Raw genomic sequence first — 21,890 nt, 5'->3', positions numbered from 1 at the left:
TCGGCAGGCTACCTCCTCAGAAGCCTGTGTCGAGGAACGGTAGCCGGGTTGTGGAAAACGCTTCCGCGGTTGCGGCGAGCGCGCCGGGGGTGTGCTCGGTGACCAGACCGGCCCGGCCGAGTCTCGCCAGTGACGGGCGGCCCAGGTAGACGGCGCCCAGGTCCCGGACGTCGAGCGTGAGGTCGGCATCCCGCGACACCGCCGCGCAGGACGCGCCGTCCGGCCCGCCCGCGAGGTGCCAGCGGCCCGCGTTCCACGGGAGGAAGTCGTCGACCACCTCCAGCACGACGTCGAGGTCGCGCGCATACGTCCGCTCCGCGAGCGCACGACGTACGTCGACCGGCCGGATCCAGAGACCGTCCCGCGTGATCGGCGCCGGCGCCCGCGGGTCGAGCAGAAGGTCCAGCAGCGGGTCGTCCGACGGCACCATCTCGCACCGGGTCTGGCTGAGCAGGTCCGGTTCGAGCAGGTACCGCCACAGCGCCGCATGCGACGCGATGTCCACCGCATGCACCCGCTGTACGTCGACGTACCCCTTCTCCGCGCGCTTGGTCCGGTAGTGCGCGAACCCGGTCAGCTCACCGTCCCGCTCGGCGACGACGCACCGCAGCTTGGACGCGTTCGCGATGTTGCTCGTGACGGTGGCGCTGATCGCGTACTCCTGCCACCGGTCGTCGTGGTGACACACACCGGGCCGCTCCAGCGCCAGCGTGTTCCGCAGCTCGGCGCAGCGAGCCAGGCTCTCGTGTACGTCGACGTACCGGATCCGCACGTCATCGATACCGGCCACCGGGCGAAGCGTGCGGGACTCCTTGGGTACGACGATCTCCTGGTGGTCGGACGCCAGTCCGTAGCCGAACCGCGGGTAGATCACCGGCTCGCTCGCGGTCAGCGCCGCCAGCGGTTCGCGGCCCGCCTCGTGGATGTCGGTCAGCTGCCTGCGCATCAGGTCGCGCAGGATGCCGCGCCGCCGGTGCGTGGCCCGTACGCCGACCATCGTCACGCCCGCGACCGGCAGCTGCCCTCCGGGCACTGTCATCAGGTGCGAGAACGTGCCGGTATGGCCGACGAGCTGTCCGTCCTCACGCGCGACGATGCTGCGCTCACGCTCCCAGATCCGCCGCTCGGACTCGTACTGCTCGTCCGTCCACGGCGCCGAGAACGCCATGTCCAGGAGCTCCAGGAGCTCGTCCCACTCGCCAGCGAACTGCCCGATCTCGATGGTCATGTCCCTTACCTACCAGACGGCAGGGACCGCCGACCTGCGATTAACGGTGGCACCGGCCGGCCTTGCCCCGAGCCGGCCGGCGCCTGTCCGGTGACGTTTAGAGGGTGATCGACCAGTTGGTCAGCGTTCCGGTGTCGCCGTACCCGTTGTCGCCGATGCGCAGCGTCCACGTGCCGGCCGCGGTCTCGTCGGCGGCCACGGAGTACGTCTTGGACGCCGGCAGCGGGTGACACGTCGTACCGCCGTACCGCTGGAGGTAGTACCAACGGCCGCTCGGTGAGACCAGGCTGATGTTGAGGTCCTCGAGGCAGGTGTGGTTGCCCTCGACGGTCACCTTCACCGGACTGTTCGTCCGGCCGGTTGCGGTCGACTTGACGCTGCTGACGGCCACTTGGAAGTCGCGGATCGGGTAGTCGGTGCCGTTCGCGGAGGTGCGCTCACCCGGGTCCGGGTCCGGGTCGCCCGGATCGTCCGAGCCGGTCAGTAGCGTCAGGTTCCACTTGGCCAGCGCCTCGCTGACGGGCTGGAAGATCGAGTTGTCCTCGCCCGTCGAGCAGGTGGAGTTGCCACCGGAGTGCAGGCCGACCGCCTGATTGCCACGCAGCCAGGCGCCTCCCGAGTCACCACCCTCGGAGCACGCGGTGGTCGTGGTCAGGCCGTCGATCACCACGGAGCCGTAGTCGATGCTCTGGTTGACCGCGGTGACGGTGCCGCACTCCCAGTTCGGCGCGGTGTTGCCCGAGTGGCAGACGGTGTCGCCGACGATCGCCTCGGCTGCACCGGTCACGGTGACTGCCGGTTGGCCCCAGGTGTTGACGTTCGGCGAGATGGTCCAGCCGGGCTCGGTCACCGCGACGACGCCCATGTCACCTTCGCGGGCGTTGACACTGTGCGTGCCGCCGACGTTCGACGTACCGAGGCGGTTGGTCTGCCCGCTGGCGCCGTACGCCGCCTGGCCGGCGTCGTTGGTGCAGTGACCCGCGGTCAGGAAGTGCTTGTTTCCTTGGGCGTCCGTGGCGGGGAAGCCGACCGAACAGTTGCTCTCCGAACCAGGCCACCACGGGTCACCCGGGTTGACCTCACCGGACTGCTGACGGAAGTCGGAGCGCACGCGCACCACCCGGACGCCTTCGCCGAGGGCCGCGAACGCGTTCGTGGCGGTACGGGTCTTCACGACGACGCTGTTGCTGACCGGGTCGATCCCCCAGCTCTGCAGGCCTTGCTGGCTCCGTGCGATCCGATCGACCCGCGCGAGCAGCTGGTCGAGCTGCTGCTGGTCGCGTTCGACGTACTGCGGAATCGCACCGGCGGCTCGCACCTGGGCCGCGGCGGTCTCGTCGACCACAGCGACCATCAGCTGGCCGTGGGCAATCCAGCGACCGGCCTGCCCAGGCGAGGGTGCGAGCTGAGCAGCGACCTGCTGTGGTGTGTCCGGTGGAGCTGCGTCGGAGTAGGCGGCGGCGCTGACCGGTGTCGCGACCAATCCGGCGGTCAGAAGGATCACTGCGAGTTTCATCGGTGCACTCCTCGGAGTTGGGACGGTGCACCGACCGTAAGAGCGCTGTCAGCCGTGGAAAATCGGCCAGATCCCTTTCACAGTTGACTTTCTGGCGTTAACAGTTCACTGGGGCCAGGTCCAGCGGAGGCCGTAGCGACCGGGTCCGAAGTTCAGCTCGACCCCGTGCACCTCGGCCGCGACCTCCACAGCACGAACGAGCTCGTCCGCGTCGTCGAGCTGCGAGACGACCTCACAGGCGGCGGGCAGCTCGGCCGGGTCGAAGCAGATCTCCAGCACGAACTCACGCACCGGCAGCCGGAACTTCCGCTCGTAGTTCGTCGCCGGCGGGTACGGCGCGACGTTGACCAGCTCGTGCTCGGTGATCACCGTCTCGCCCTTGCGGAGCGGCCGGTCGAAGAGCAGCTCGGCGACGAGCAGTCCGTCAGCGGGACGCCGTACCGTTCGGCCCAGCCGGCAGTGCCGCAGCGGGCGGATCTCCGGCAGCGGCCGGTCGTGCTCGTCGAGGTGCATGATCACGACCCAGCGGTCCGGGCCGTCCGCCTCGGCGCGCAGGACCTGACGCGAGTGGTACGACCGTTCGCCGCGGTCGGCGCCGATCGTCACCCGGTCGTGCTGGCTGATCCGCGTGAGCCGTTCGTCCCAGCGGATGTCGACCCCGGCGACCGCGTCCTCGACCGTGTCGGGCCGCGGCCAGTACGTCGCCAGCCCGCGCCGGTCCGGCACCGTACTCAGCCAGCGTCCGCGCCGTCGCGGCGGACCGATCGACGCCGACAGCGTCCCGGCCGGGACCTCGAGCACCTCCTCGAGCAGCTCGACTGCGGTGAGCGAGTCGCGCCGCTCGGGCCGCGACCGGCCCGACTGCCAGTAGCTCAAGGTGGCGAGGCTCACCGTCACGCCACGCGCGCGGAGCCGCTCCTGGATCCGCCCGAGCCCGAGCCCGCGCGCCTGGATGGCTTCCCGCAGCACGACCGCGAACTCCCGTTCGCCCATGCGCCGAACCCTAGGCACAGCAGGCCGTTCGAGCCAGCCCTGGGGCGATCAACAGTTAACACCAGCCCTGGACTGATGAAAACCGTTTTCATATACTGTCGGTATGACCGCCCAAGCGAAAACTCCGTTGTCCTTGTTGGTGGGGCTTTCCACGACGTTGCGGGAGCCCGTACTGGAAGCGATGACCGACGCCACCACAGTGGCCGTCGTCATCGACCAGGACGACCTGCCCGGCCGGGGCGTGCTGTCCTGGCGCGTGCGGGACGCGTCGGGGCCGATCGACGCGGGCGAGTTCACGGTCGGGGACGACTGCGGCGCCTGCCAGCTGATCGAGTCGCTGCTGCCGTTGCTGGAGACACTGGTCGCACGAGCGCACTGGGATCACATCGTGCTCGCGGCGCCGCCGGCGATGGAGGCGCGGCCGCTCGTCACCACCCTGACGACCATGCTGCCGGAGATCGTCGTCGACACGGTCACCTGCGTCGTCGACGCCGTACTTCTGGTCGAGCAGCTGTCCGGCGACGAGCTGCTCGCCGAGCGCGGCCTGGCCCTCGGGCTGCCGGATCGGCGCAATGTCGCGGAGCTGACCGCACGGCAGATCGAGTACGCCGACGTGTGCGTGCTGGCCAACGCGCATCGCAGCACGGCCGTCGAGCGGCTCGAGAACCTGTTAGTGCACCTGAACCCGCGGACGTCGGTGGTGACGGCGGACGTTGCCGGCGTACCGAACGAGGCGGTCGCGCGAACCGGGCGGTTCGACTTCGACGCGGCCGAGGCGTGGGCCGGCGAGCTCGCGGCGTCGGACCGGGTGCAGCCCAGCGGCGACGGCGTGACCACGGTGCTGTGGAGGTCGACGCGACCGCTGCATCCCGCGCGGCTGAACGACGCGCTCGAAGACATCGTGGACGGGGTGGTTCGCAGCCGCGGCGTGGTCTGGCTGGCGAACCGCCCGACCCAGCGTGTGCGGTGGGAGTCCGCCGGATACAGCGCGTCGCTCGGGACGCTCGGCGAATGGTCGGAGACCGAGCACCTGGCCGAATGTACCGTCGTCGCGACCGGCATGGGCCTCGACCCGGCCCGCCTCCAAGCGGTCCTCGACGCCTGCCTCCTCACCGAATCCGAACTGGCCACCCCCGACTGGACCAACCTCGACGACCCCTTCGCCGGCGTCCTCTAACCGAGCAGTGGCAGGCGGTGGGCGTGGGGGCCGAGCATGGCCAGGTCGTGCTCGTCGAGGGGCAGGCGGCCGGTGGCCTTCAGGATGTACGTCGTGGTGTCCCAGGCGATCACGTCCCACGCGTCCGGACCGAACAAGCCGTCCAGCGTGCGGGCGGTGACCTGTAGACCTTCCGGATCGGGCTCCGGCGCCTCCGGCAGGCCGACGATCAGGTCGAGGTGATGGACCGTTGCCTCGAGCACCAAGGTGGCGACGAAGTCGGTCGCCCGCAGGACATGACCCTGCGTCTCGACCCGGTGCCCCTTGGTCGCCAGCCCGGTCGAGGCCGCCCGGACCGCCGCCTCGGACACCTCACGCCAGTGCTGCACGAGCAGACCCGGTTTGCGGTACGCCGCCGCCACGCTCCGCACGAAACTCGTGTCGCCGTCGGGCTCCGGCGGGAAATCGCGCCAGTACGTGACGAAATCCCGGTCCGGCTCCACCCCGGCCGGGCTGGCGAACGCGATCAGGGCGCGCTCAGCGTCGTACAGCAGATGCACCAGCAGCGGACCGACGGGCATGCCGGCGCACCGGGTCTCGAGCCGGAAGTCGGCGTCGCTGAGCCCCTGGACTGTGTCGGTCAGCCGCCCGTAGGTCCGCTCCAGAGTCCCCGCCAACCCCAACGGCAACGCGCCGCGCTCGGGTGCCTTCATCCCCGGCCTCCTCGGTGTCCTCTGAAGAACGTAACCCGAGAACCCGCCGAGGTGTTCCGCATCTCCACCACCCACCAACCCACGCCGGGCCCCGTTCGCGGCGGCACGCCGAGCGTGAGCCGCCCGGAGCCGGCCCGGTTGGTGAGTGGTGGGCGTCCGCCCTACGAGCGAGCCGTGTCCAGGTGGGCCGCCGCGGTCGCCTCGAGGTGGCTGAGGTCGGAGGCCACGGTGGCGAAGGTGTAGCCCTGGTCCAGGCGCTTCTTCGCCGACTCGCCGTCGAACGTGTGGATACCCGCGGCGATCCCTGCCTCCCGCGCGGTGCGCGCGATCAGCTCGACCGCCTCCTCGAACGGGCCCTCGACCTCCGGGTCACCGGGAAAGCGTGCCCCGAGCGCGAGGCTGAGATCCGACGGGCCGACGTACACGCCGTCGAGACCGGGCGTCGCGCAGATCTCGGCGACGTTCTCCAGGCCGAGCGGCGTCTCGATCATCGCCAGTACGACGGTCGCGTCGTTGCTGTCCGCCGGCACCGGGCCGATCCGCAGCGCGGCCCGCATCGGCCCGAACGAGCGCGCCCCCACCGGCGGGTACTTCGCCGCCCGGACCGCCCGCGCGACATCGTCCGCGCTGTCGATCAGCGGCACGATCACGCCGGTCGCCCCGGCGTCCAGCGCCCGCCCGATCGGCGTCGGATCGTTCGCCTCGACCCGCACCAGCCCGACCGTCGCCCGCGGCCCGATCGACGCGCCCGCATCGATCGCGAGCAGCCCGGTCATCAGCCCCTGGTACCCGATCAGCCCGTGCTGCGCGTCGAGCACCACGTAGTCGTACCCCAGCCGCGCGATCCGCTCGGCCGCCGGCGGCACATCCAGCGTGATCCAGTACCCGACCAGCTTCTCCCGCGACCGGACCTTGTGCGAGAAATCGTTTGCATTCACGCCCGCAGCCTATCCAGACCGGCCCCAGGAAATCGCTCGACCAACCATCAGTTGGGACGAGACGATGCTGCGGATGCCTCCCACGAAGCCCCTCCTGCACGAGCTGGTCGCCGAAGCCGGTCTGCCCGAGGTCACGTCGTACCAGGAGCTGAGCGGCCACGGCTTCGACCACCAGGTCGTCCACGCGACCCTCGCCGACTCACAGCAGGTCGTACTACGGAGTCGTGAGGAGTCCTGGCCGGTTCCGGTCGGGCGTGCGCAGTTCCTGACCGAGCGCGATCTGCCGGCGCCGGCGCTGCTCGGCGGCAACGAGTTCGCGACGCTGTACGAGTACGTCCCCGGCGAGATGCTCTACAAACTGCTCGCCGAGAACCGCATGACCGAGGCCCTCTGGAGATCGGTCGGTACGGCGTTTCGCCGGGTACACGCCGTACGGTTCCCAAGCGGCCTGTCCGGACCGTTCGGCCCCGACAGCCTGACGCTCAAGCCCATCGACCCCGTGCGGGACCTGCACGAGCGGATCGCGGCGGCCGAACCGCGGCTCGAGGCCAATCTCCCGTTCGTGCTCCCGCACTTGCCGCGCCTGCACGCGATCATCGACGCCCACGCCGACCCGTTGCGCCTGGCGACGACCGCACTCCTGCACAACGACGTGTTCCCGGCGAACATCATCGTCGGCGCGGACCGGACCACCCTCATCGACTGGGACTGGCCGCGCGTCGCCGACCCGGCACAGGAGGTCTCGGCCCTCGACGAGTGGATGTATCTGGCCGGCGACACGCACCTCCCGGAGCCGTTCTTCGACGCCTACGGACCGAGACCTCCGAACACCAGCCTGTACCGCGTCACCGGTGCGATCAGCTGGTTCGGCCGCGGCGTCTTCAACGGCTGGGAGATCGACTCCAGCCTTGACGAGGCGCGCACGCACCAGGTGCACGGCTGGCGAGACTCGCTGGTCGCGTATCTCACCGGCCTCGGCGACCGGTTGGACGAGCTCTAGACCGGTGGTACGCCGTGCCGCTTGTGGGAGAACGTCCGGTCCTTCGACTGGGCCGCGGCGAGGCGGGCGATCAGGTCGGCGCGGAGGTTCTCCGGCTCGATGATCGCGTCGATCACCAGGTCGGCGGCCAGTCTGAGGATGTCGATATCGGTCTCGTACTCCTCGCGCAGCTTGGACACGTACTCGACCCGCTCGCCCTCGTCGGCGATCTCCTGGATCTTGTTGTAGTACACAGCGTTGATCGCCGCCTCCGGACCCATCACCGCGATCTTCGCAGTCGGCAACGCGACACACGCGTCCGGCGAGAACCCCGGCCCGCACATCGCGTACAGCCCCGCGCCGTACGCCTTCCGGACGATCACCGACACCGTCGGCACGGTCGCCTCCGACACCGCGGTGATCATCTTCGCGCCGTGCCGGATGATCCCGGCCCGCTCGACCTCGCTGCCGATCATGAACCCCGGTACGTCGCACAGGTACACCAGCGGCACGTTGAACGCGTCGCACAGCCAGATGAACCGGGCCGCCTTGTCCGCCGAGTCGACGAACAGTACGCCGCCCTTCACCGCCGGCTGGTTCGCGACGATCCCGACGACCTGGCCCGCGAGCAGCCCGAACCCGACCACGAGCTCCGGCGCGTACGCCGGCTTGATCTCGAAGAACGTGTCCGCGTCGACGAGCGCGTCGATCACGTCGTGGATGTCGAACCCGACGCTCTCCTCGGCCGGCACCAGGTCCCGGGTGAAGTCGCGACCGGCGTCCGAGGCGTCGTACGACGGTGGTCGCGAGCGCCACGAACCGGGCAGGTAGAAGAAGTACTGCTTCGCCAGCTCGATCGCTTCCGTGTCGTCACTGGCCAGCAGGTCGCCGCAGCCGGAGACGCTGGTGTGCATCCGGGCGCCGCCCATCTCCTCCAGCGTGACCTTCTCGCCGACGACCATCTCGGCCATCCGGGGCGAGCCCAGGTACATCGAGGCGTTGCCGTCGACCATGATCACGATGTCGCAGAACGCCGGGATGTACGCGCCGCCGGCCGCGGACGGGCCGAACAGGCAGCAGATCTGCGGGACCTTGCCGGACAGCGCGACCTGGTTGTGGAAGATCCGGCCCGCGCCGCGGCGGCCCGGGAACAGCTCCACCTGGTCGGTGATCCGGGCGCCCGCGGAGTCGATCAGCCAGAAGATCGGCAGCTCGTCGCGGAGCGCGACCTCGGTCACCCGGACGATCTTCTCGACCGTCCGCGCGCCCCACGAGCCGGCTTTCACGGTCGGGTCGTTCGCGACGAGCAGAGCCGGGCGGCCGTCGACGAGCGCGCGACCGGTGACCACGCCGTCCGCGGGCAGGCCCGGGTTCAGCGCGTTCGCCAGCTGCGCGTCCTCGACGAAGCTGCCTTCGTCGACGAGCAGCGCGATCCGGTCACGGACGTACAGCTTGTTCTGGGACTTCAGCTTGGCCGCCGCCTTCTCCGGCGGGGAGAGCGTGGCCTCGCGAGCGACCTTGACCTCGGTCCAGTGATCGTGGGTCATACCGTCATCATTCCACTGGGAGGCCGAGGGAGCGGGCGATCAGCATCCGCTGCACCTCCGACGTACCCTCGCCGATCTCCAGGATCTTGGCGTCGCGGTAGAACCGGGTGACCGGGTACTCCTCCATGAAGCCGTAGCCGCCGAAGACCTGCGTGGCGATCCGGGTCGCGGTCACCGCGGACTCGGTCGCGTACAGCTTGGCCACCGACGCGGCCTGCTTGAAGTCTTGGACCGATGCTTGAGCATCCTTGAGCGCCGCGGCACGGTAGACGAGCATTTCCGCCGCGTCCGCCATCACCTTCAGGTCGGCGATCTGGAACGCCACCCCCTGCTTGCGGCCGATCGGTACGCCGAACGTCTGGCGCTCACCGGCGTACTGGACCGACATCTCCAGGCACGCGCGGATGCACCCGAGCGCGACCGCCGCGATCGCGACCCGGCCGTCGTCGAGCGTCGCGAGGAACTGCGCGAACCCCTTGCCGCGCTCGCCGAGCAGATTGGCCTCGGGGACGCGGCAGTTCACGAACGACAGCGGGTGCGTGTCGCTGGCATGCCAGCCGAGCTTGTCGTACGCCGCTTCCGCGGTGAATCCCGGCGTACCGCTCGGGACGATGATCGTGGAGATCTCCGGCTTGCCGTCCGCGCGTTCACCGGTGCGCGCCGTGACCGTCACACAACTGGTGATGCTCGAACCCGAGTTGGTGATGAACTGCTTGGAGCCGTCGATCACCCACTCGCCGTTGTCGACGACCGCGCGGGTCTTGGTGGCGCCGGCGTCCGACCCGGACTCCGGCTCGGTCAGCCCGAACCCGGCCAGCTTGGTGCCCGCGACCAGGTCCGGCAGCCAGGCGGCCTTCTGCTCGTCGGTGCCGAACGTCAGGATCGGGTTGATCCCGAGCCCGACCGCCGCCTCGAGCGTGATCCCCATCGACTGGTCGACCCGGGAGATCTCCTCGATCGCCACGCACAAGCTGGTGAAGTCGCCGCCCGCACCGCCGTACTCCTCCGGCGCGGTCAGCCCGAAGAGCCCGAGCCGCCCCATCTTCTGCACGACCTCCACCGGGAAGTAGTGCTTGCGGTCCCACTCGGCCGCGTGCGGCGCGATCTCGGCCTCCGCGAAGTCACGAACGCTACGACGGAACTCCTGATGCTCCGCGGACAACTCGAACATGCGGCACCCCTTCGTGCTTGACGCTTACGTAAACGTAAAGCACGCTGGGCAGCATGCACAATAGCCAGGTGCCCGCAGAGACCTGGTCGATCGCCGAACTGGCCGCCGAGTACGACGTGACACTCCGGACGATCCGGTTCTACGAGGACCGCGGCCTGCTCACCCCCGAACGCCGCGGCACCACCCGCGTCTACCACCCCCGCGACCGCGTCCGCCTGGCCCTCATCCTGCGCGGCAAACGCCTCGGCTTCTCCCTCGACGAGATCGCCAAGATCGTCGACATGTACGACGCCGAACCCGGCGAGGAAGGCCAACTCGTCTACCTCCTCAACCAGATCACCCACCGCCGCACCGAACTCGAGCAACGCCGCCGAGACATCGAAGAAACCCTCCAAGACCTCGCCCAGGTAGAAACCCGCTGCCGAGCAGACCTGGAAGCCCTCCGCAACGGCCAGCCCTGACCTGCCAGATCAGAGCGCGTCTTCGTAGGCCTTGAGGGTCCGAAGGAAGAGAGCTCGTTCGTCGTTGGTGAGGGGTTCGAGGGCAGTACGCCAGGCGCGGGCACCGCGGGCGAGCCAGGCGTCGATGGCGGGGCGATGGTCTTCGGCGAGGGTGATGATGACGCGGCGGCGGTCGGTGGGATCTTCCTGGCGTTCGAGGATGCCTTTGCGGGTCAGTTCGGTGACCATCAGGCTGACGGTGGCAGGGGTGACTTCGAGCCGCTCGGCGAGTTCGTTGACACCTAGCGGGCCGTCGAAAAGCAGATAGGCGAACAGGCTGAGGTGCCGCGGCGCCAGATTGAGGCCGGCCAGTTCCTCGGGGATCTTGAGCCGCTTGGTGCGCCCCACCATCCGCGGCATCAGCAGCAGGAGCGTGCGGATGCTGTCGTCGACACTTGACATACCTTTGTCCTCAAAACTATTTTGCTTGCAAAGCTAAATCAGTTCTCGAGTCAAAGGTTAGGCGCATGCTCCTCGAGCTCACCACCATCGGCGCGCGGTCCGGCGCCACACGGACCGTCACCGTCGCGTACGCCGAGATCGACGGCCGGCTCCTCGTCTTCGCCAGCAACGCCGGCCGCCCGCAGGCACCGGCTTGGCTGCACAACCTCCGCGCCAACCCCCTCGTCACGGTCGAGCTCGACGGCCGCCGGTACGACGCGATCGCGGAAGAGGTCGTCGGCGCGGAGCGGGACCGGTTGTACGGTGTACAGGCGGAGCGGGATGCGGCGTTCGCGACGTACCAGCAGAACACCTCCCGCGTGATCGCCGTCGTCGCACTCACACCGGCCCGCGTCGGCGCGGCGACCGCGCAACTGAAGGAGATCCACAACGGACTCCGCGAACAACTGTCCGCGACCCTGGCCGCGGTCGACGCGTACCTAGCCGGCTCAGCCCCAGCACCCCACGCCAAGACCCTGCACCAGCACTGCCTCTCCTTCTGCAGCGCCCTGCACGCCCACCACTCCCGCGAGGACGGCGTCTTCCCCCGCCTCGCCGCCAACTTCCCCGAACTCAAGCCCACCCTCGATCGCCTGTCCCATGAACACGCAGCCGTTGCGGAACTCAACCAGCAACTAACCACTACCATCGAGCAGCTGACCGACTCAACCCCACCAGAAGCCGAACTCCTCCGAGCTCACCTGACCCACCTGGCCGAAACCCTGGAAGCCCACTACACCTACGAAGAAGCCCACCTAGGCCCAGCCCTGGACGCGGCCTGACCCAGCCCGCTACCGGTGCCCCTCGGCAACCAATAGGCCGGACTAGGTGGTCTTGCGGCCGTAGAACCAGTAGACGAGCGGGGCGGCACCGAGCGAGTTGGCGAAGGTGAGGATCAAGGCCCACACCGGCTTGGGGCCCCGGACCTGAGCTGCGGGGCGACGCGCCAGGTCGGCCAGCGCGACCGCCTTCAGCACGCTCTCGACCGCGGCTCCGACCATGATCAATCGCCGTTGCGCGGGGCTCAGGTCAGCCCATCTCTTCCCGATCACAGCTCCACGATCCGCGCCCGTCACGCCGTACGCAAGCACCGAGCGCCACGGGCGCCCGCCCGGCGAGTCGTGGATCGCGGCGGCGAATCCCAGCCCGAATCCACGACTCGAGCCACAAGTGCCTCCTCGTACCGGTGGAGGGCGAGGGTGGCGAGGCGGGGGTCGGGGGCTAGGGGTTTGGTGACGGGGTGGGGGCTGGCGTGGCGGCGGATTAGGTTGTGGAAGAAGCCGGGGGCCAGGAGGTAGGTGGCTACGGCGACGCGGCCTGGGGTTCGGGACAGGACTGTGGGGAGGCGGGCGCCGGTGCCGGAGATGTAGGCGACTTGGACTGGGCGGTCTACTCGGTCGGACAGGAGCTTGGCGGTGGTTTCGCAGTCGGCTAGGGCTCGGGGGTCGGAGGAGCCGGCTGCGGCTAGTACGACGGTGTCCACGCGGGACAGGTCGCCCAGGCGGTCCGCGAGGATCTCGACGAGGACGGGATCGGGACCGAGGGCAGCGGCCGCGTGGACTCGGCCTGGGTAGCGCTGGGCCTCGGCGGCGACGTCGACGTACACGTGGTAGCCCGAGCTCAGCAGCAGTGGTACGACGACGGCGTCCGAAGCGTCCGTGGTGATCCGGCGGACGAGCGCCGGTAGCGCCGGCGTCAGCAGGTCGACGAAACCCAGTGAAGTGGGCAGGTCGGGTCGTTGACGAGCCATCTCGCGGACGAGGTCGTGGACGACGCGGATGCCGCGCGGGTCCGCCGTACCGTGGGCTACTGCGACGAGGTCGGTCATGTGGGAACTCCGGCGGGTTCTACGGCGAGCCGGTAGCCGCGGCGTACCACCGTGCGGACCAGTTCGGGACGACCGACCGCGGTACGCAGCCGGTTGACGGTGACCTCGACCGCGTGGACGTCTTCGGCCCCGGGGAGGACAGCCAGCAACTCAGGACGTGACACCACATCTCCCCCCGCCGCGACCAGCGCCGCCAGAACGGCACGCGGCCCGGGCCCCAGCGGCAGTACGACGCCGTCGAGCACCGCCGCGCCACCGCGGATCACCAACTGGCCGAACGCCGTCTCGATCGACCGCGCGTTGTCGTCGGTGAGCCGGTCGGTCACGATCCGGATCAGCGCGCCCAACCGGTACCGGTCCGGCACCAACGGGTCGAGCCCCAGCGCCCCGAACGGTCCCGCGGTCACCGGACCGACGCAGGCGTTGAGCACCCGCCCGGTCCGCAACGACGACACCAACTCGTCGTACTGAGAGGTCAGCGCCGCCGCGTCGAGCATCGCCTGCGCACCGGGCGCCGACGTGTGGACGACGGCGTCGACGGTGCCCGCGCACACCTGCGAGATCATCCGCTCCACCAGCGCCGGATCGGGCGCCGGCCCCCACCGGTACACCTCCAGCCCACGCACCGATCCACCGGCAGCCCGCAACGTGTCCTGCAGCGCGGGATCCGACAGTCCGTGCAGCTGTACGACGATCTTCCGCCCGACAACGCCCTGTGTACGCAGCCATTCGACCACTTCGGCGGTCGTCTCGGACCGCGCCGACCAGTGCTCGACCAGCCCGGCCGCGCGGATCGCGCCACGCGCCTTCGGGCCGCGGGCCAGGATCCGCGAATGCTCCAGCGTGCCCAGCAGGTCCGCGGCGAGACCGGCGGTGTCGGCCGCCTCGATCCAGCCGCGGAACCCGACCGCGGTGGTGACCACGACGTCGTCCGGCGGGTTCGCGATCACTCGCCGGGTCGCCTCGATCAGCGCGTGGTCGTCGGCGACCGGCACGATCTGCAGGGTCGGCGCGTGCAGCACCTTCGCACCGCGCCGCTCGAACGACGCGATCAGGTCCTCCGCACGCCGGTGTGCGGTGATCGCGATCGTGCAGCCGCTCAACGGCCCCGGCCTACTAGCCACCCGAACTCACCACGACCTGTCCGTCGACGACCTCGACCGGGTACACCGGCAGGGACACCTCCGGATCGTCCAGGCACGCGCCGGTGCGCAGATCGAAGACCTGCTTGAACATCGGCGACGCCACCGTCGGTACGTCGCCGCGGCTGCCGACGATGCCCCGCGACATCACGTTCGCCCCGCTGAACGGGTCCTGGTTGCCGATGGCGAACACCTCGTCGTCGTGAGTTCTGAACAACGCGATCTGCACGTCCCCGAGCAGGGCCGCGACGCCACGCTCCGGCAGCAGTGCCTCGAGCGGGCAGACCACTGTGTTCCCGACAGTCGTCATGGTCATCGACGTACCTCCAATCGGGGGCCGGCCAGCAGGACCGGCTCCAGCTGCCCGCGTTCGGCCGAGGTGGCCGGGCGCGGCTGGTTGCGTTCGACGACGTACCGAAGGTCGGCGTCGGGCTGGTCCGGCGCGTTCACGAACGACACGAACCGGGCCAGCTTCTCGGGATCGTTCAGGGTCGCCTGCCACTCGTCGACGTACGCGTCCACGTGCTTGGCCATCGCCGCGTCCAGGTCGGCCGCGATCCCGAGGCTGTCGTTGAGTACGACGTCGCGCACCTGATCCAGACCGATCTCGCGCATCCACACCGACGTACGCTGCAGGCGGTCACCGGTACGGACGTAGTACATGAGGAAGCGGTCGATCGCCTGGAACAGCTCCTCGTCGCTCAGGTCCGAGGCGAGCAGCTCGGCGTGCCGCGGCGTCATACCGCCGTTGCCGCCGACGTACAGGTTCCAGCCCTTCTCGGTCGCGATCACGCCGACGTCCTTGCCGCGGGCCTCCGCGCACTCACGCGCGCAGCCGGAGACGCCGAGCTTGAGCTTGTGCGGCGACCGCAGCCCGCGGTACCGCAGCTCCAGCGCGATCGCCATCCCGACCGAGTCCTGGACGCCGTACCGGCACCACGTCGACCCGACACACGACTTCACGGTCCGCAGCGCCTTGCCGTACGCGTGTCCCGACTCGAAGCCCGCGTCCACCAGCCGTTTCCAGATCGCCGGCAGCTGCTCAATGCGCGCCCCGAACAGGTCGACCCGCTGGCCGCCGGTGATCTTCGTGTACAGCCCGAAGTCGCGCGCCACCTCGCCGATCGTGATCAGTCCCTCCGGCGTGATCTCACCGCCGGGGATCCGCGGGACGACGGAGTACGTGCCGTCCTTCTGCATGTTGGCCATCACGTGGTCGTTGGTGTCCTGCAACGTCGCGCGCTCGCCCTCGAGCACGTGACCTGCCGGGTCCAGACTCGCCAGAATGGACCCGACGACGGGTTTGCAGATGTCGCACCCACGGCCCGTGCCGTGCCGCTCCACGATCTCGCTGAACGTCCGCAGTTCGGTGATCCGGACGACGTCGAACAGCTCCGCCCTCGACAGCGCGAAGTGCTCGCACAGCGCCTTGCTGACCTCGACGCCGGCCTTGGTGAGCTCGGTGTTGAGGAGGTTCTTGACAATCGGCAGGCACGAACCACAGCTCGTACCGGCCTTGGTCTTGCCGCACACCGACTTGATGTCCGTGCAGCCCTCGTCGCGGACCGCGCACCGGATCGTGCCTGCGGACACGTTGTTGCACGAGCAGACCGGCGCGTCGTCGGGCAGCTCGAGCTGCACCGGACCAGCGCCTTCGGGCAGCAGGAACGCGGCCGGGTCGGCGCCGAGTTCACGGCCGACCATCGGCCGCAGTCCGGAGTACGCCGACGCGTCGCCGACCAGGATGCCGCCGAGCAGGGTACGGGCGTCGTCGGACAGCACGAGCTTCTTGTAGACACCGGCCACCGGGTCGGCGTACACGATGTCCAGCGCGCCCTCGGTCGCGCCGAACGCGTCGCCGAAGCTCGCAACGTCGACGCCGAGCAGCTTCAGCTTCGTCGACGTGTCCGCGCCCGGGAACGTCGCTTCACCGCCGAGCAGGCGGTCCGCGACGATCTCGGCCATCGTGTAGCCGGGGGCGATCAGGCCCCACACCCGCCCTTCGATACAAGCGACTTCGCCGATCGCCCAGACACCAGGAACGGACGTACGGCACGCCTCGTCGACCACGACACCGCCGCGCTCGCCGATCTGCAGACCGGCCGCGCGGCCGAGCTCGTCACGCGGCCGGACGCCGGCCGCGAAGACCACCACGTCGGCCGGCAGATCGGGGCCGTCGGCAACGCCCATCGCACGCGCCGCACCTTGCGAGGTGAGCTTCACGCGCTGACACTGCGTGCCGGTCAGTACGTCGACGTCGAGGCCCTCGATCAACCGGGCCAGCGCGGAACCGCCGCCCTCGTCGACCTGCAGCGGCATCAGCCGCGGCGCGAACTCGACAACCTTCGTCGTAGCACCCAAAGCTGTTAGTGCGCCGGCAGCTTCGAGGCCGAGCAGACCGCCGCCGACGACGACACCGCTGACCTGCTTGCCTTCACCCTTGAGCCGCTCGACGTACACGCGCAGCGCGGCGACGTCGTCGATGGTCCGGTAGACGAAGCAGCCTTGCGCGTCGTTGTTCTTCACCGGCGGCACGAACGCCGCGGAGCCGGTCGCCAGAACGAGTTCGTCGTACCCGACCTGTTCGCCGCGGGCTGTCGTGACGGTCTTCGCCGCGGTGTCGACCGACGTGATCTGCACACCCTTGCGGAGGTTGACCGCTGGGTCGTCCCAGAGGTCCGGGTCGCCGAGCGACAGGTCCTGCGGGTCGCGGCCGGAGAAGTAGCTCGTCAGCGCGACCCGGTCGTACGGCAGCCGCGGCTCCTCGCCGAAGACCGTGATCCGGTAGCTGACCCCAGAATCCTTGCCATCGTCGCGCTGCCGCAGCGCCTCGACCAGGCGGTGCGCGACCATCCCTCCGCCGACCACCACCACGTGCTTGGCCTTGTTCAGCTCTGCCATCGTCGCCCTCCTGCTCGGGACTGGTTCGGTCTCGCCGCGCCGGAAGCGGTCGAGCAGTTCGCCGACGGCGCCGGTGCAGCTTCCGCACCCGGTCGTCGCCCGCGTCGTGGCGGCGATGCCGGCGACACTGTCGGCACCTCCACGCCAGGCCGCTTCGATCGCGACCCTGGTGACGCCGTTGCACCTGCACACGGTCGCCACCTTCTTGTTCTGCAGGGCGGGTACGTCGGGCTCGGTGAGCAACCCGTCCGCCACCACGGGTGTCCCGCGGTCCGCCAGCAACACCAGCTCGGCCGCGACCTCGGGCGCACCCACTGCGACCGCCGACCGCACCACGCCGTCCCGCAGGACGGCCCGCACATACCGCGTCTCGTCCTCGAGCCGGACCACTGCGCCGTCTTCGTCCTTGTCGCCAAGAACAAGCAGGTCGAGGCCGCCCGCGGTGAGCCGCACGACGTCGAAGTCGGGCACGGCGGGGCCGGGCTCGCCTTGCAACCTGTGCGCGAGCACCTCCGCGTGCGACCACGCCGACGACACGGTTCCAGTGACCCGGCCGTCGATCTCGGCGCAGTCGCCGATCGCGTGCACTCGTGGGTCGTCCGGGCTCGTCAGTGTGCTGTCCACGACAATTCCGCCGCGTACCGTCAGGCCGATCGCCAGGTCGGTTCGGGCCCGGACACCACACGCGACGACCAGCAGATCGCCGTACACCTGGTGACCGTTCCGCAGCCGGAGGGCGCGGAAACTGCCGTTCTTGATCTCCGTTCCGTGGATTTCCGTGTTGAGCAGGACCTCGACGCCGAGCCGCCGGACTGCGCGCGTGACGCGACGTCCGGCCGACGGGCGGATCGTCTTGTCCAGCAGGGTTTCACCGTCGTGCACCAAGGTCACCGCGACGCCGCGTTCACGCAGCGCACAAGCCGTCTCGACCCCGAGCACCCCGCCGCCGAGGACGACCGCACGCCGGGCCGCGCCGGTCGCCGCGACCACGGCCCGTGCGTCGTCCACGGACCGCAGCAGCTGCCCGCCCTCGACGCCCTCCGGAACCACGGGCACGGCGCCGGTCGCGAACACCAACCGGTCGTACTCGTACTCGCGACCGCGATCGTCGGTGACGACTCGCCGACCCCGATCCACCGCTACCACACGGGCCACCGACTCGTTGCCAACAGCAACCTCGGCCCGACCCGCGACGTACTCGGTCAGCCGACCCCTGTTGTACGACGGCTCGTCGCCCAGAACCGTGACGTCGTCGGACGGCAACAGCTCGGCCAGCCGTCGGCCGGCCATGCCGCCGCCGATGATCACCACTCTCATGCCGGTACTCCCGTCGCTGGCAGTGCAGCGGCGGTGACTTCGACGGCACACGCCTTGAACTCGGGCATCCTCGACACGGGGTCGAGCACGTCGTTGGTCAGCTCGTTGACGGCCTCGGCGCCACCGAAGTGGAACGGCACGAAAACGGTGTCCGGCCGGACATCGGCCGTCACCCGGGCCGGCAGCACCATCGAACCGCGCGCGGTCCGCAACCGCAGCGGACGCCCGTCGCCGATCCCCAGCTGCGCGGCGACCCGCGGATGAATCTCGGCGTACACCTCGGGCTCGGCCTCGGCCAGCTCCGGAACCCGCCGCGTCTGCGCGCCGCTCTGGTAGTGCTGCAGCAACCGCCCCGTCACCAGATAGAGCGGTGCGTCCGTGCTGAGATCGTCCGCGACCGGCCGATGGTCGACCGGTACGACGTGCGCGCGCCCGTCGGCCGTCGGGAACCCGTCGGCGAACAACCGCGGCGTCCCCGGATGCCCCTCGTGCGGCACCGGCCAGAACAGCGCCTCGTCCGCGTCCAGGCGCTCCCAGGTAATCCCGGAGTAGTCGGCCCGCCCACCCGAACTGGCGCGCCGCAACTCCTCGAACACCGCAGCCGGATCGGTCGAAAACCCTTCTACGCCGAGTCTTTCCGCGATCCCCGCGAAGACGGCGAGATCGCTCCGCACCTCACCCGGCGCGGCCACCGCGGCGCGCCGCCGCAGTACCCGGCCTTCGAGGGACGTCATCGTGCCGTCCTCCTCGGCCCACTGCGTGACCGGAAACACCACGTCCGCGAGCAGCGCCGTCTCGGACGGCACCACATCCGCGACCACCAGCAGGTCGAGGGCAGCGAGCCGTTCCCGGACCGAGGCCAGGTTCGGCGCCGACACCAGCAGGTTGCTCCCGTGCACGAACATCGCCTTCGGACCGTCCGCCGTACCGAGCGAGTCGATCAGCTCGACCGCGCTCTTCCCGGACCGCGGCAACACGTCCGGGTGCACGCCCCAGACCTGCGCGACGTACGAACGCGCGGCGGGATCTTCGATGCTCCGATAGCCGGGCAGCTGATCCGCCTTCTGCCCGTGCTCCCGACCGCCTTGCCCGTTCCCTTGCCCGGTGATGCAGCCGTACCCGCTGCCCAGCCGGCCCGGGAGGCCAAGCGCCAACGCGAGGTTGATGCAGGCCGTCACCGTGTCGGTGCCCTTGCTGTGCTGCTCAGCCCCGCGGCCCGTCAGGATGAACGCCCCGGCGCCACCGTGCACCGGAGCAGCAGCCGCCAGCACTCGAGCGGCTCGCCGGATCGTGGCTGCGGGCACCCCAGTGACCCGCTCGGCCCGCTCCGGCCACCAGGACGCCGTCGTCCGGACGAGCGCATCCGGATCATCGGTCCGCTCCTGCAAGTACGCCGTATCCGCCAGCCCCTCCTGCAGCACCACGTGGGTCAGCGAGAGCACCAGCGCGAGGTCGGTGCCAGGCGTCGCCTGCAGGTGAATTCCAGCGTTTTCCTCGGTCAGTCCGGCGGTCGCCGAGCGACGCGGGTCGACGACCAGAAGTCCACCCGTGTCGCGTGCGCCCTGCAGATGCGCCACGGCCGGCGGCATCGTTTCCGCGATGTTGCTGCCGACCAGCAGGACCGCTCCGGCGGTACCCAGATCGGCCAGCGGAAACGGCAGTCCGCGGTCGATTCCGAACGCCCGGTTCGTCGCCGCGGCCGCCGACGACATACAGAACCGGCCGTTGTAGTCCACATTCGCCGTCTTCAGCGCCACGCGGGCGAACTTGCCGAGCGCGTACGCCTTCTCGTTCGTCAGCCCGCCGCCGCCGAACACGGCGATCGAGTCCCGCCCGTGCGCGGCCTGCAACACCTTGATCCGATCGGCGACGAAGTCCAGCGCGCTGTCCCAACTCGTCTCCACCAGCTCGCCCGCGGCGTTGCGGACCAGCGGCATCGTGAGCCGGTCCGGCACCGTGAGGACCTCGGGAGCCGTCCAGCCCTTACGACAAAGCCCACCCCGGTTGGTAGGGAAGTCGCGTGGCCGCACCTCCACGGCACCCGGTCGCGCGACCGGGTGCAGCGTGGTGGCGCACTGCAGAGCGCAGTACGGGCAATGAGTCGAGACTGCGATCACACGCGCTCCTGGGTGAGCGGGCCACCCTTGCGCAGGTAGCAGAAGTACGTCACCGCGAGGCAGACCACGTAGAAGCCACAGAAGACGTACAGCGCCGGGATCAGCGAGCCGAAGTGGCTCGTCGACATCGCGAACCCGCGCGGGACCAGGAAACCGCCGTACGCGCCGACCGCGGACGCGATCCCGATACAGGCCGCCGCCTCCCGCCGGGCCAGGCCCAGGTCGCCCGGGGTCGTGAGCCGGAAAACTGCCGGAATCATCCGGTACGTCGATCCGTTGCCGGCACCGCTGGCGACGAACAGGACCAGGAAGCTGATCAGGAATGCAGGGAAGCTGCCCGCCTTCAGCGACACGATCGCCGACAGGATGCCGAGGCCCATCACCACGAACGCGCAGACCGTCACCCAGGCGCCGCCGAGCCGGTCGGCCAGCTTGCCGCCGAACGGCCGTGCGACCGACCCGACCAGCGCACCGAGGAAGGCGATGTGCGCGACCGTGATCTCCGGGAACGTGGACTTGATCAGCAACGGGAAGGCCGCGCCGAAGCCGATGAACGAGCCGAAGGTGCCGATGTACAGGAACGAGATGACCCAGGTGTGCGGTCGCTTCGCCGCCAGCACCGAAGCGCGGAACGAGGACGTCGCGGCGGACAGGTTGGCCATCGACTTCCAGGCCCAGAACGCGGCCAGGACGATCAGCGGCAGCCACATCAGTCCGGCCCGGTTCAGCGTGAGACCGGTGCCCATGACAATCACGATCGGAACCAGCAGCTGCACGACCGCGACCCCGAGGTTGCCGCCCGCGGCGTTGATGCCGAGCGCGGCGCCCTTCTCCTTCTCCGGGTAGAAGAACGAGATGTTCGTCATACTGCTGGCGAAGTTGCCACCGCCGACACCCGCGGTCGCCGCGATCAGCGCCATCGTCCAGAACGGCGTGTCCGGCCTGCTGATGAAGTAGGCGAGCCCGATGGTCGGGATCAGCAGCAGGGACGCGGAAACGATCGTCCAGTTCCGCCCGCCGAACCGCGGTACGGCGAACGTATACGGCAACCGCAGCGTCGCGCCGACCAGGCTCGGCAGCGCGACCAGCCAGAACAGCTGGTCGGTGCTGTAGGTGAAACCCGCCTTCGGCATCGACACCACGACGATGCTCCACAGCTGCCACACCGAGAAACCGAGGAACTCGGCGAAGATCGAGGGCCACAGGTTCCGCCGCGCGACCGCGCGGCCCTTCTCGGCCCAGAAACCGGCGTCCTCCGGATCCCAGACGTCGACCCAGCGCCCACGTCGCGGTGCCTCGACCGTTCCGACCGTACCGGTCCGGCCGTGGGGAGTGACGACCTCCGGTCCTGCCTCGAGCGTCATCGCGTGTCTCCGATCATCCGACCTGTTCGATTAGGCCAG

The 21,890-nt window shown here is 69.6% G+C and carries 19 protein-coding genes; 4 read left to right on the top strand and 15 right to left on the bottom strand.

The genetic code is table 11. The features are described 5' to 3' along the window. Nucleotides 1–16: 16 nt before the first annotated feature. The 3 genes from E0H92_RS22965 to E0H92_RS22955 form a co-directional block, all read right to left on the bottom strand. Nucleotides 17–1,228 carry a GNAT family N-acetyltransferase gene (locus tag E0H92_RS22965; protein ID WP_131497672.1) on the bottom strand — a complete coding sequence of 404 codons (1,212 nt, stop codon included), beginning with the start codon at nucleotides 1,226–1,228 and terminating at the stop codon, nucleotides 17–19. Nucleotides 1,229–1,325: 97 nt separating this feature from the next. Beyond that, on the bottom strand, nucleotides 1,326–2,744 hold the full coding sequence (locus tag E0H92_RS22960) for a proprotein convertase P-domain-containing protein (RefSeq protein WP_131460234.1): 1,419 nt from the start codon (nucleotides 2,742–2,744) through the stop codon (nucleotides 1,326–1,328). 105 nt (nucleotides 2,745–2,849) lie between these two features. Next, nucleotides 2,850–3,737 carry an XRE family transcriptional regulator gene (locus E0H92_RS22955; protein WP_238152517.1) on the bottom strand — a complete coding sequence of 296 codons (888 nt, stop codon included), beginning with the start codon at nucleotides 3,735–3,737 and terminating at the stop codon, nucleotides 2,850–2,852. A 103-nt stretch (nucleotides 3,738–3,840) separates the two neighbouring features. Here E0H92_RS22955 and E0H92_RS22950 point away from each other — a divergent pair, with 103 nt between their 5' ends. Then, nucleotides 3,841–4,914, top strand: a complete 1,074-nt coding sequence (locus tag E0H92_RS22950; protein WP_131460235.1) for a CobW family GTP-binding protein — start codon at nucleotides 3,841–3,843, stop codon at nucleotides 4,912–4,914. On the opposite strand, the gene E0H92_RS22945 is transcribed toward E0H92_RS22950, so the two are convergent. Together E0H92_RS22945 and E0H92_RS22940 are read right to left on the bottom strand one after the other, a co-directional pair. After that, nucleotides 4,911–5,606 carry a maleylpyruvate isomerase N-terminal domain-containing protein gene (locus E0H92_RS22945; RefSeq protein WP_131497671.1) on the bottom strand — a complete coding sequence of 232 codons (696 nt, stop codon included), beginning with the start codon at nucleotides 5,604–5,606 and terminating at the stop codon, nucleotides 4,911–4,913. The two genes, E0H92_RS22950 and E0H92_RS22945, sit on opposite strands and share 4 nt — an antisense overlap. 161 nt (nucleotides 5,607–5,767) lie before the next feature. Then, the gene (locus E0H92_RS22940) at nucleotides 5,768–6,544 is read right to left on the bottom strand and encodes an HpcH/HpaI aldolase family protein (protein WP_131497670.1); all 777 of its coding nucleotides are present in this window, start codon (nucleotides 6,542–6,544) and stop codon (nucleotides 5,768–5,770) included. Between the two features lie 73 nt (nucleotides 6,545–6,617). Here E0H92_RS22940 and E0H92_RS22935 point away from each other — a divergent pair, with 73 nt between their 5' ends. After that, on the top strand, nucleotides 6,618–7,544 hold the full coding sequence (locus E0H92_RS22935; protein WP_165549920.1) for an aminoglycoside phosphotransferase family protein: 927 nt from the start codon (nucleotides 6,618–6,620) through the stop codon (nucleotides 7,542–7,544). On the opposite strand, the gene E0H92_RS22930 is transcribed toward E0H92_RS22935, so the two are convergent. Next, nucleotides 7,541–9,070: an acyl-CoA carboxylase subunit beta gene (locus E0H92_RS22930; protein ID WP_131460239.1), complete on the bottom strand. Its 1,530-nt coding sequence runs from the start codon at nucleotides 9,068–9,070 to the stop codon at nucleotides 7,541–7,543. The genes E0H92_RS22935 and E0H92_RS22930 overlap by 4 nt on opposite strands. Nucleotides 9,071–9,077: 7 nt before the next feature. After that, complete coding sequence (locus tag E0H92_RS22925; protein ID WP_131460240.1) at nucleotides 9,078–10,241, bottom strand: acyl-CoA dehydrogenase family protein; 1,164 nt, start codon at nucleotides 10,239–10,241, stop codon at nucleotides 9,078–9,080. Nucleotides 10,242–10,309: 68 nt separating this feature from the next. Here E0H92_RS22925 and E0H92_RS22920 point away from each other — a divergent pair, with 68 nt between their 5' ends. Continuing rightward, nucleotides 10,310–10,702, top strand: a complete 393-nt coding sequence (locus tag E0H92_RS22920; RefSeq protein ID WP_238173551.1) for a MerR family transcriptional regulator — start codon at nucleotides 10,310–10,312, stop codon at nucleotides 10,700–10,702. A 9-nt stretch (nucleotides 10,703–10,711) separates the two neighbouring features. Here E0H92_RS22920 and E0H92_RS22915 read toward each other — a convergent pair whose 3' ends face one another. After that, nucleotides 10,712–11,143 carry a MarR family winged helix-turn-helix transcriptional regulator gene (locus tag E0H92_RS22915; RefSeq protein WP_131497667.1) on the bottom strand — a complete coding sequence of 144 codons (432 nt, stop codon included), beginning with the start codon at nucleotides 11,141–11,143 and terminating at the stop codon, nucleotides 10,712–10,714. A 65-nt stretch (nucleotides 11,144–11,208) separates the two neighbouring features. On the opposite strand from E0H92_RS22915, the gene E0H92_RS22910 reads away from it, so the two are divergent. After that, the gene (locus E0H92_RS22910) at nucleotides 11,209–11,964 is read left to right on the top strand and encodes a nitroreductase/quinone reductase family protein (protein ID WP_131497666.1); all 756 of its coding nucleotides are present in this window, start codon (nucleotides 11,209–11,211) and stop codon (nucleotides 11,962–11,964) included. Nucleotides 11,965–12,006: 42 nt separating this feature from the next. Here the strand turns inward: E0H92_RS22910 and E0H92_RS22905 are convergent, their stop codons facing one another. From E0H92_RS22905 to E0H92_RS22875, 7 genes are read right to left on the bottom strand one after another with little or no spacing between them, the layout of a single operon-like run. Further along, nucleotides 12,007–12,234: a hypothetical protein gene (locus tag E0H92_RS22905; protein WP_131460244.1), complete on the bottom strand. Its 228-nt coding sequence runs from the start codon at nucleotides 12,232–12,234 to the stop codon at nucleotides 12,007–12,009. A 20-nt stretch (nucleotides 12,235–12,254) separates the two neighbouring features. After that, entirely contained in the window at nucleotides 12,255–13,010 is a 756-nt protein-coding gene (locus E0H92_RS22900; RefSeq protein WP_131497665.1) for a sirohydrochlorin chelatase, read from the bottom strand. Next, nucleotides 13,007–14,134: a uroporphyrinogen-III synthase gene (locus E0H92_RS22895; protein ID WP_131460246.1), complete on the bottom strand. Its 1,128-nt coding sequence runs from the start codon at nucleotides 14,132–14,134 to the stop codon at nucleotides 13,007–13,009. Before E0H92_RS22895 ends, E0H92_RS22900 begins: the two co-directional genes overlap by 4 nt. Continuing rightward, on the bottom strand, nucleotides 14,127–14,468 hold the full coding sequence (nirD, locus tag E0H92_RS22890; protein WP_131460247.1) for a nitrite reductase small subunit NirD: 342 nt from the start codon (nucleotides 14,466–14,468) through the stop codon (nucleotides 14,127–14,129). The genes E0H92_RS22895 and nirD overlap by 8 nt, the downstream gene beginning before the upstream one ends. Then, nucleotides 14,465–18,370 carry a nitrite reductase large subunit NirB gene (nirB, locus tag E0H92_RS22885; RefSeq protein ID WP_131497664.1) on the bottom strand — a complete coding sequence of 1,302 codons (3,906 nt, stop codon included), beginning with the start codon at nucleotides 18,368–18,370 and terminating at the stop codon, nucleotides 14,465–14,467. Before nirB ends, nirD begins: the two co-directional genes overlap by 4 nt. Next, nucleotides 18,367–20,487 carry a molybdopterin oxidoreductase family protein gene (locus tag E0H92_RS22880; RefSeq protein WP_131460249.1) on the bottom strand — a complete coding sequence of 707 codons (2,121 nt, stop codon included), beginning with the start codon at nucleotides 20,485–20,487 and terminating at the stop codon, nucleotides 18,367–18,369. Before E0H92_RS22880 ends, nirB begins: the two co-directional genes overlap by 4 nt. Continuing rightward, on the bottom strand, nucleotides 20,484–21,851 hold the full coding sequence (locus E0H92_RS22875) for an MFS transporter (RefSeq protein WP_131497663.1): 1,368 nt from the start codon (nucleotides 21,849–21,851) through the stop codon (nucleotides 20,484–20,486). The genes E0H92_RS22880 and E0H92_RS22875 overlap by 4 nt, the downstream gene beginning before the upstream one ends. Nucleotides 21,852–21,890 lie beyond the last annotated feature (39 nt).

Origin of the sequence: Kribbella speibonae (assembly GCF_004331375.1) — a bacterium.
Taxonomy (GTDB): Bacteria; Actinomycetota; Actinomycetes; order Propionibacteriales; family Kribbellaceae; genus Kribbella; species Kribbella sindirgiensis.
This window is presented reverse-complemented; position numbering and strand designations above follow the sequence as displayed.

Coding starts and splice junctions, on each gene's coding strand:
- nirB (WP_131497664.1), bottom strand. CDS start 18,370: ATGAGAGTGGTGATCATCGGCGGCGGCATGGCCGGCCGACGGCTGGCC.
- E0H92_RS22935 (WP_165549920.1), top strand. CDS start 6,618: ATGCCTCCCACGAAGCCCCTCCTGCACGAGCTGGTCGCCGAAGCCGGT.
- E0H92_RS22955 (WP_238152517.1), bottom strand. CDS start 3,737: ATGGGCGAACGGGAGTTCGCGGTCGTGCTGCGGGAAGCCATCCAGGCG.
- E0H92_RS22910 (WP_131497666.1), top strand. CDS start 11,209: ATGCTCCTCGAGCTCACCACCATCGGCGCGCGGTCCGGCGCCACACGG.
- E0H92_RS22950 (WP_131460235.1), top strand. CDS start 3,841: ATGACCGCCCAAGCGAAAACTCCGTTGTCCTTGTTGGTGGGGCTTTCC.
- E0H92_RS22965 (WP_131497672.1), bottom strand. CDS start 1,228: ATGACCATCGAGATCGGGCAGTTCGCTGGCGAGTGGGACGAGCTCCTG.
- E0H92_RS22930 (WP_131460239.1), bottom strand. CDS start 9,070: ATGACCCACGATCACTGGACCGAGGTCAAGGTCGCTCGCGAGGCCACG.
- E0H92_RS22945 (WP_131497671.1), bottom strand. CDS start 5,606: ATGAAGGCACCCGAGCGCGGCGCGTTGCCGTTGGGGTTGGCGGGGACT.
- E0H92_RS22875 (WP_131497663.1), bottom strand. CDS start 21,851: ATGACGCTCGAGGCAGGACCGGAGGTCGTCACTCCCCACGGCCGGACC.
- E0H92_RS22900 (WP_131497665.1), bottom strand. CDS start 13,010: ATGACCGACCTCGTCGCAGTAGCCCACGGTACGGCGGACCCGCGCGGC.
- E0H92_RS22925 (WP_131460240.1), bottom strand. CDS start 10,241: ATGTTCGAGTTGTCCGCGGAGCATCAGGAGTTCCGTCGTAGCGTTCGT.
- E0H92_RS22915 (WP_131497667.1), bottom strand. CDS start 11,143: ATGTCAAGTGTCGACGACAGCATCCGCACGCTCCTGCTGCTGATGCCG.
- nirD (WP_131460247.1), bottom strand. CDS start 14,468: ATGACCATGACGACTGTCGGGAACACAGTGGTCTGCCCGCTCGAGGCA.
- E0H92_RS22960 (WP_131460234.1), bottom strand. CDS start 2,744: ATGAAACTCGCAGTGATCCTTCTGACCGCCGGATTGGTCGCGACACCG.